The organism is Pontiella sp. (assembly GCF_041622395.1).
GTDB lineage: Bacteria > Verrucomicrobiota > Kiritimatiellia > Kiritimatiellales > Pontiellaceae > Pontiella.
Genome location: NZ_JBFJYW010000179.1, coordinates 1 through 8,205, shown reverse-complemented (window position 1 = coordinate 8,205; position 8,205 = coordinate 1). Strand labels below are relative to the sequence as shown.

Genomic DNA, 8,205 nt, shown 5'->3' with positions numbered 1-8,205 from the left:
GGGGTAAGGGGGAGGTGTGCCCAAAATCGATTATAGCCGGCAAAACAGAACGCATCACAACCGCTCTCGGCCTGAGATCCCCCCTCTTCAAGCAGAAAAGGGCACTCAAAACCGGATCCGTGAATAGATCAGGCTAGAAGCGGGCGGCGGGAATCGTTCTTTACATTCCGGCCCCGGCGTGATTTAAATGAAACCAATTGTAGGTAGTAGAAAAGGCGCTGTGTCGTATGTTTCGGAAATTCTTAAAGCAAAAAAATGCCGCCGTTGAGAAGGTTGCGGCACCCATCGACCTCCGCTTGCTGGAGGAACACATGGACAGCATCAAGGTGTCCTTGCTCGAAATCCGTGCCTTCCGGAAAAAGAAAATCGTCAAGACCCCCACCCACCACTACATGCAGCACGTTGACATCGAAGAGGCGTGGCCCAGTTGCCGCGACACGCTCCACCGGGCTTTCGGTTTAACTTGCGAGGTGGCCAAAAGCTTTCGCGTCGAATACGAAGCCATGGCGCCTTCGGCCTCTTTTGGCACCGCGATCGACCAGTTTGTCAATCTGATCGACCGCATCACGCTGGCCCAGGAAGAAACGGCGGAGTCCGCTCTTTCCCAAGAAAAGCTACGGGCCATCGACGCGAACATCCTCACCGTCCAGAAGTCCGTGAACCTCATACAGAAGCATGTCATGGTGGGCTTTGTTTTCACCCGCAATCCATCCGCCTAGCCGCCCATGCGGGCGGCAACGGCTAAAGCCCCTTGAGTAGATCCTGCAACGTGGTCTCGGATTCGAGCGTTCCATTGCGCTTGGTTTCGTTGAGCGACAGCATTTTTTGAATCGCCTGCTCGAGCGAGTCCACCGAAGAAGCGGTAATGAGTTGGGGATTGTCGAACAGATCTTCCATCAGTTTTTTCAAGGCGCGGCCCAGCTTGCCCTCGGCCGTCGCCCCATCGCATCCGACCGCATAGCGGATTTCTTCGCGTAGAATCCGGTAAAGATGCAACAGGCACACGCGGCGGGCCTCGGCCCGGCCATCGCCCCGCAGCCGTTCGATCCAGACCGGCAATTGGTCGATGCCCATCGCCTTGATGAGCCCAACTCCGGACTCCAGCGCCGACACGGCATTTCGGGACGAAGAAGCCCCGTCCCGCGAAAGATCCGCGAGCGCTTCCTTTATTTGCGCCACCAGCGCCCGCGGTTTGCACTTCATTTTGGAGAACACCTGATGGACTCCCAAATCGGCCACCTCGTTGACCAAGGTTTTTATGTAGCCGGTGGCAAAAACAATCACGCGCATATGCTGCAGATCCGGATTTTCGCGAATGGCTCGCAACACATCCGTGCCGTGCAAGCCGGGCATATGCAGATCCAGCACCACCAGATCGGGATGGAATCCCGTGATCCGCTCGAGCGCTTCCTCGCCCGAATTCGCAACCTCGACATCCAGACCTTCGCTTCGCAACAGCTTCTCGTAGAGTCCGGTAAGGAAGACATCGTCATCAACAATAAATACCTTCTTCATAAATTCACCATTTCGCCAAGAGAGCGCCCATTTCGATGCAGCTTTCTTCGAACAAGCGCCTTAAGGCATCGATCTGTTTGCCAACGTCGTCCGGCAAGCCCTGCAGGCAGCGCAACTCCATTGCACGCAGCTCCTTCGACAAGCCGTCAAATCCGCACGCCACGGCAGACCCCACCAGCTTGTGGGCAATCGTGGCCATTTGTTTGGAATCGCCCGTCCGCACGAGATCGGCCATGGCCTCGAGCTCTCCGCGCGCCTGCTCCGCAAACATATCTAGCAAATCTCCTGCCAGCTCCTGATCATCGCCAGCGGATTCCAGCAGTGTCCCCAGATCATTCATCATCGATGTACCCCCCATCCCGCGCAGCAGCCCGTCGCCCCCGCACAATGCCGGGGAGCCGAACGACCGCAAAAGGCCGCATTAAAACAAACCAGTCAACGCTTGTGAAATGGTTTGTCCCAGAAACGAAAACGGGATAACGCGGCGACCGCTTTTTTTATTGCTTGATGGTTGCGGCGCGGGGACGGTAGAGCAACCCGTAGAACATTTCGAGGTAGCGGCGGGTTTCTTCGCGGTCGATGTTGGAAATGTGTTTCCAGAAGCCATAGATGCGCGTGAGCCGGAGCAGGTTGGCGGCATACCGTTCCCAGGTATAGGCGGCTTCGACGCGGTCCAGCGCACCCTGCGCAATACGCGTCCAATGGTTTTCATCCGCGGCGGCCCGGTCGAAAAATTCGCACATTTTGCGGGCGGCCTCGGCGCCATGGTTGGGATCGATGTGGAATCCGCTGATCCCGTTTTCGATGATTTCCATCGGGCCGCCGAAGCGCGTGGCGAACACCGGCAGGCCCGTGCTCATGGCTTCGATCACGGTGAGGCCGAACGCCTCGAACAGGGCGGGCTGCACGAAGGCGCCGCGTTGATCCGCAATGCGCCGATACAGCTCGCCGTTGAAGTTGCGGTCCGAGCTGGCCTTGACCCAGCGGACGCGGGAATCGAGCTTATACTCGTCCATGAGTTGGTGCATCAGCTCGCACTGCTGCCGCTCTTCGGAGTCGTTCGACCGCTGCGGGTCCACGACGCCGGCCACCAGAAAGAGATTGGCCTTGTCCTGCAACGCGGGGCATTCGGCGTACCACCGCAAGAGCCCGGTCACGTTCTTGATGTGATCCAGCCGCGACATGGCAAACAGCAGCGGCTTGTCCCGATCGGCCAGCTCGCCGCGGGCCTCCGGATGGGCCTTTCCATAGATCAGGTCGTCGATATCGTCATGCAGGGAATCGAGTCGCCGCTCGGCTTCGGTATGAGGGAAATAGACCTCGGCGTCGGCGCCGGGCGAAATGATGTTGAACTTGGGGTCGAACACATTGATGCCCTGCAACACGCGATAGAGGCCGGGCATGGTGAAGGTTTGGTAGCTTTCATACTGCCCCACGCCTTCATCGGTCCCGGCGATTTCCTGATAGGTGCTGGTGATGATGAAGTCGGCGGTATTCATCGCGATCAGATCGGCGGTGAATTGGCAGGAAAAATGGTATTCCTCTTCGTGCTGCTGCCAATGCAGGGCGGAAAAGAGGTACTTCGTTTTTTCGAGCGCATGGGCAATGTTGCACTGGGCGACGCCCAGGCGCTGTGTCATCAGCGAGGCCACCAGATTCCCGTCCGAATAGTTCCCGATCACGAGATCGGGCCGCCCCTCCAGATGGGTGATCAGCTCGTGCTCGGCTTCGCGGGAAAAGCGTTCCAGATAGGGCCAGATTTCAAAACGCGAAATCCAATGCGGCACCACCTCTCCATTTTCGGTTCGGAACGGTACGCGAAGAATCACCGCGTTTTCCGTTCCAACGATCGGTTCCAGATGCTGGTTGCAGGTTGTCTGGCCCGCCTCGGGGATCAGGCGCGTAACCACGACGATGCGCGGCTCGATGTCGAGCCCCTGGTCGTGCAGGTCGTGCCGCATCTGCTTTTCGAGGGCGCGAACCTGGTCGAGAATATAGACCACCTGCCCGCCGGTATCCGGCAAACCCAGCACCCCCGATTGGCCGAAATAGCCGTGCGGCGAAAGAACCGCCAGACGCGAGACCATCGGAATGCGGCCGAGGAATTCCGCCAGGCTGGAGGCATCGGGCGATTCGAGCACGTCGAGCAGCAAGCCCATGGTATCGCGAATCGTGTCGGCCCGGCGTCCCCAGCCGGGCTCGAAGCAGGTTTCGGGCAGCTGCTCGACCAGATCGACCCACTCCGCGTCGGGCTCCACGGTTTCCAGCACCCGGCGGACGTTCCGCAGGGCCTGCTGGAGTTCGCCGATGCTTTTCACCTGTTGGTTGAGCAACAGCTGCACATCGCCGTATTTATGCAGTTTCAAGAAGTCGAGCAGGCGGTTGCCTTGGCGGTTCGATACGGAATGGGCCAGATGCCGGTTGAGGAAGGCCACGCCCTTGCCAATCGAGCCGGTCTCCTTCATCACCGGAAACCCGCGTTCGAAAGGCTTCAGGTCGATCTCCAGCGCCCAGTCGCCCTCCGGGTTGAAGCCGTTGGCCATTCGCTCCTTGGCCTGCAGGAACCGAGACGCACTTTGTTCGCCGATGCATACGTTTTGAATATCGATGCAGAAGTAGCACCACTCGGCCACCTTGAGCCTGACCGCCATATGGAGGCAACCCTCCTGCACGATCATCTCCTCGGTTCTGCGGAACAGCTTTTCCGCCACCGTCCCGTTCAGCGGCAACCCCTCCGGAAGCGCAAGAAACGCATCGAGTTCATCGGCCACGTCGGTGCGCAACAAAAGCGGGCGGTCGGCCCCGCGGAAACGGCGCAACAGCGGAAACAGCGACGGACGGTTCGTCTCGAAATCCGATTGCAGATCAAAAATCTTCATGATTCTCCTCGGGGACCGTGATCTCGTTGAAGAAATCGTAGTAGGCAATCCCTTCCAAAATGCCGTTGGCATGGCACCCCTCGGCAAAATAGATGCGCGGCTGGCCCCGCAACTTGTTCAGCTCGGGGCTATGGTTGCCGACCACCACGCCCAGGGTTTCGCCGCCGAGCATATCCTCGTCGTTGCCCGAATCGCCGGCCACCAGCAGATGATCGAAGGGGATGCCCCACTTGAACGCAAGATAGCGAATCGCCAGTCCGCACGAGGCGCGGATCGGCATCACGTCGAGGTACATTGCAAACGAACAGGTCAGGTTGGCCCGCAGGCCGGCTTCGCGCAGCAGGCGCTGGATCCGCCGCACGGACGGGGCCTCTTCGACGTCGATGGTATAGCTGATTTTGAACCGGTGCTGTTCCGCTTCTTCCTGCAGGTAGACGCCCGGAATCTGCTCCATGACCGCCCGGATCGCAGCCGGCTCCCAGCGATAGTCGATATGCCGTTTCCAGGCGGTGTCCTCGGTCAGATCCCGACCATACCGGATGGACGCCCCGTTCGACGTGATGAGAATGTCCGGCGGCGGCGCCGCGATTTCCTCCAGCATGGCCAAGGCGCTTTCCTTGGCGCGGCCGGTGGCGATGCCGAAGCCGGTAAAGGTGCCGGCCTGATTCAGCGCCTGCAACAGTTTCTGGACCGCCTCGTCGTCGCCGGTGAGGGTGTTGTCGACATCGGTAATCAGGATGCGGTCGACCTCGGGAATACGGCTGCGGCGGGCCGGCAGTTTCGGCGAGCTGGTGCTGGCGCCCAGCAAGCGAGTGACCTCCTTGAGATAACGGGACACGTGGCTCGACCAGGAAAAGGTTTCGGTGGCACCTTTCATGCCCCGCTCCGACCATTGCTCCCAGTCCCTGCCTTGCAGCATCTCCAGCAACGTCGTGCCCATCTTTTCGGCATCGAACGGATCAATCAAGATGCCGTTTTCGCAGGCCGCGATGATATCGCGCGGGCCGCCGTCATTCGTGGCCGCGATCGGCAGGCCGCTGGCGGCGGCCTCGATCAAGGTAAGCCCGAACGGCTCCGTCCAGGCGGGGTTGACAAAGACGCCGCGCGAGGCGGCCGCCAGGCGATAGATATCCGGCACATCATCGGCCGCATGATGCTTCGGCAGGGCGATCGATCCATACAGGTCGTACTTGTCGATCAGGTAAAGCACTTCGATCATCACCTTGCGCGAACCCCGGTCCATGGCCCGGACGTCGTCCCGGTTGCCCAGCACCAGCACGAGGTTTGCCGCCTGCCGCAACTTCGCGTTGTTGGCATAGGCGTGGATCAGCGTGCTGATGTTCTTGCGTTCATCCGGCCGCGCCATCGCCAGCACCATGGGCTTGCCCGGATCGCGCAAGAAACGATCGATCTCGCCTCGGATCGCATACGGGTCATCCTTGTGGACCGGCGGGGAAAAGCGGTCGAGATTCACGCCCGGCGGAATCACGCGCATGCACGAGGGCTCGTAATGCTCGTACATTTCATACTGTTGCTCGATCTCCTGGTGCGTGCTGGTAATCACCAACGGGGCGGCATCCAGCGCCAGCTCCTCGGCTTCGATGCGCGAATCCATGTTGTAGCGTTGGTTGATCTGATCGCGCGGGGCCCCGCTTTCGAGCATCCGCTCCATCTTGACCCGGCCGAGCGAGTGGCCGGTGAAAACGAACGGCACGCCCAGCAGATGCGCCATGGTCGCGCCGACCATGCCGGCGTCGGCATAGTGGCCGTGCACGATATCCGGAATGCGGCGCAGCTTGCGGAAATGCGGCAGGGCGTTGTCGACGAAGCTCGGCAGGTGCGGCCACAGCTTTTCCTTGCGCAGATAGCGGCGCGGCCCGAAGGGAATTCGGATGATGTATGCCTTGTCGGCAAGCTTTTCTTCGGGTTGCGCGTAACTCTCGTCCACCTTTTTGTCGATGACCTGCCGCGTGAAAAGATCCACGCGATCCACCATTGGATGGCTGGCCAAGGCCCGGGCCAATTCGACCACGTAGAGAATCTGCCCGCCCGTGTCGGGATCTCGCCCGAGCTCGAGTTCCTTGCCGCGAATGAGTCCATGCACACTCAGCAGCGCGATGTACAACCCCTTGTCTTTCGCCATACCCATGGTCAGCGCCTCCAGTCCTCGATACACCTTGTGATCCGATGCCGCATCAATCGCACGGCACCCCGCCATATAGGGCGGTGCGGATGATAGCAGTCCGCGTCACGGTTAAACCATACATGGCCATGCGCCAGTCGCAACGGAATTATGAAACTTCTGCGCGAAACCGTTTGCAAAGGTGCGTCGATGCGCGTTAGGTAGCGCGTCATGAATGCGATTGACTATCTGCTCGCCAGCGACATGGACGGTACCGTTATCCCGCTCGATGACCGGCCCCAACGCGAAAAAGAAATCGCGTCCTTTGCCGAGGCCTTCGGCCAGCAAAAAGGGTTGGCGCTGGCCTATGCCACCGGCCGGGACCTGCAACGCGTGCTCAAGGGCATCGCGCAATGGAAGCTCCCCACGCCGGACTGGTTGATCTGCGATGTGGGCACCTCGCTCTACCGTCCCGGCGAAAACGGCGGGGAATGGATTTTGAGCGATGAATACCGGGCGGAGATGCTCAAGCGCTTCGGGGGCCATACGGCCGAAGACGTGGCCCGCACGCTGAAGGGTTATCCCGAGCAGGATGCCTCCCGACAGACCGAGTTCAAGCATAGCTATGTGTTCGATACGGCGGACCATCCCGAGCAGTTGTTGCCGGAGATCGACGGAAAACTGAAGGCCGCCGGCATTCATGCGGAGCTGGTCTACAGCGTGGATGTCTACACCGGCGAGGCCTTTCTCGATGTCTTGCCGGCCGGGGTCGCCAAGGACTACGCCGTCCATTTCTTGCTCAACCTGCTCCGGCTCGACGCGGAACACGTGGTCTATGCCGGCGATTCCGGCAACGACGAGCACGCCTTCAAGAGCGGCCTTCAGGGGATTGTCGTTTCGAACGCCGACCCCAAGCTCATCGCCGACCTGAAGGCCTGGGCCGACGACGATGCAAAGCGCGGCCGGCTGTTTTTTGCGTCGCAGCCGTTCATCGCGGGCGTCCACGAAGGGTGCCTCCACTTCGGCCTGCTCTCCTAAAACCCAAACTCCGCATTTACACCGGCCTCATCCATGGCCTATGCTTTCGCCATTAAACGAACGGCCATTCGGTGCCATTTGGCCGGACGGCTTACATGGGCATTTAACGCGGCGGTCTACGCCGAAGAAGCAGGAGTTGAAACGATGGATTCATTGGAAGGAAAAAAGGCCCCGGCGTTTACGCTGGCGGGCTCCGACGGTAAAAAGCATTCGATCAAGGATTATCTCGGCCGGCGCGTGGTGGTCTATTTCTACCCGCGCGACAACACGCCGGGCTGCACCAAGGAGTCGTGCGGGTTCCGCGACCTGAACGGCGAGATCCAGGAGCTGAACACGGTGGTGCTGGGCGTGAGCAAGGACAGCCTCGCTTCGCACGATAAGTTCATCGAAAATTTCAACCTGCCCTTCGTATTGCTCTCCGACCCGGAGACCGAGATGATGGCCCAATATGGCGCGTGGGGCGAAAAGGTGCTCTACGGCAAGACCAGCATCGGCTGCATCCGTTCCACCGTGATCATCGATGAAACGGGCAAGGTGATCAAACACTGGCGCAAGGTGCCCAAGGCCGAGGCCCACCCCGCCAAGGTTCTGGAATTTCTCCAGAGCCTGTAGTTTTTGCAAGGCGGGGACGGCCATTGGCCTACCCCGCCG

Annotated in this window: 7 protein-coding genes; 3 read left to right on the top strand and 4 right to left on the bottom strand. The window is 59.9% G+C overall.

Annotated features, from left to right (window positions below):
* Positions 1–311: 311 nt before the first annotated feature.
* Entirely contained in the window at positions 312–719 is a 408-nt protein-coding gene (locus ABYO54_RS10940) for a hypothetical protein (protein ID WP_372808287.1), read from the top strand.
* Between the two features lie 22 nt (positions 720–741).
* Here the strand turns inward: ABYO54_RS10940 and ABYO54_RS10935 are convergent, their stop codons facing one another.
* From ABYO54_RS10935 to ABYO54_RS10920, 4 genes are all read right to left on the bottom strand, one after another.
* On the bottom strand, positions 742–1,515 hold the full coding sequence (locus ABYO54_RS10935) for a response regulator (protein ID WP_372808286.1): 774 nt from the start codon (positions 1,513–1,515) through the stop codon (positions 742–744).
* Between the two features lie 4 nt (positions 1,516–1,519).
* The gene (locus ABYO54_RS10930) at positions 1,520–1,858 is read right to left on the bottom strand and encodes an Hpt domain-containing protein (protein ID WP_372808285.1); all 339 of its coding nucleotides are present in this window, start codon (positions 1,856–1,858) and stop codon (positions 1,520–1,522) included.
* 154 nt (positions 1,859–2,012) lie between these two features.
* Positions 2,013–4,394, bottom strand: coding sequence for a sucrose synthase (locus ABYO54_RS10925; RefSeq protein ID WP_372808284.1), 2,382 nt, complete (start codon positions 4,392–4,394; stop codon positions 2,013–2,015).
* Complete coding sequence (locus ABYO54_RS10920; protein ID WP_372808283.1) at positions 4,381–6,570, bottom strand: HAD-IIB family hydrolase; 2,190 nt, start codon at positions 6,568–6,570, stop codon at positions 4,381–4,383. The genes ABYO54_RS10925 and ABYO54_RS10920 overlap by 14 nt, the downstream gene beginning before the upstream one ends.
* Positions 6,571–6,747: 177 nt before the next feature.
* Between ABYO54_RS10920 and ABYO54_RS10915 the strand changes: the two genes are divergently transcribed.
* On the top strand, positions 6,748–7,554 hold the full coding sequence (locus tag ABYO54_RS10915; RefSeq protein ID WP_372808282.1) for an HAD-IIB family hydrolase: 807 nt from the start codon (positions 6,748–6,750) through the stop codon (positions 7,552–7,554).
* Between the two features lie 144 nt (positions 7,555–7,698).
* Entirely contained in the window at positions 7,699–8,166 is a 468-nt protein-coding gene (locus ABYO54_RS10910; RefSeq protein WP_372808281.1) for a peroxiredoxin, read from the top strand.
* Positions 8,167–8,205: the final 39 nt, after the last annotated feature.

Coding starts and splice junctions, on each gene's coding strand:
- ABYO54_RS10940 (WP_372808287.1), top strand. CDS start 312: ATGGACAGCATCAAGGTGTCCTTGCTCGAAATCCGTGCCTTCCGGAAA.
- ABYO54_RS10935 (WP_372808286.1), bottom strand. CDS start 1,515: ATGAAGAAGGTATTTATTGTTGATGACGATGTCTTCCTTACCGGACTC.
- ABYO54_RS10930 (WP_372808285.1), bottom strand. CDS start 1,858: ATGATGAATGATCTGGGGACACTGCTGGAATCCGCTGGCGATGATCAG.
- ABYO54_RS10925 (WP_372808284.1), bottom strand. CDS start 4,394: ATGAAGATTTTTGATCTGCAATCGGATTTCGAGACGAACCGTCCGTCG.
- ABYO54_RS10915 (WP_372808282.1), top strand. CDS start 6,748: ATGAATGCGATTGACTATCTGCTCGCCAGCGACATGGACGGTACCGTT.
- ABYO54_RS10910 (WP_372808281.1), top strand. CDS start 7,699: ATGGATTCATTGGAAGGAAAAAAGGCCCCGGCGTTTACGCTGGCGGGC.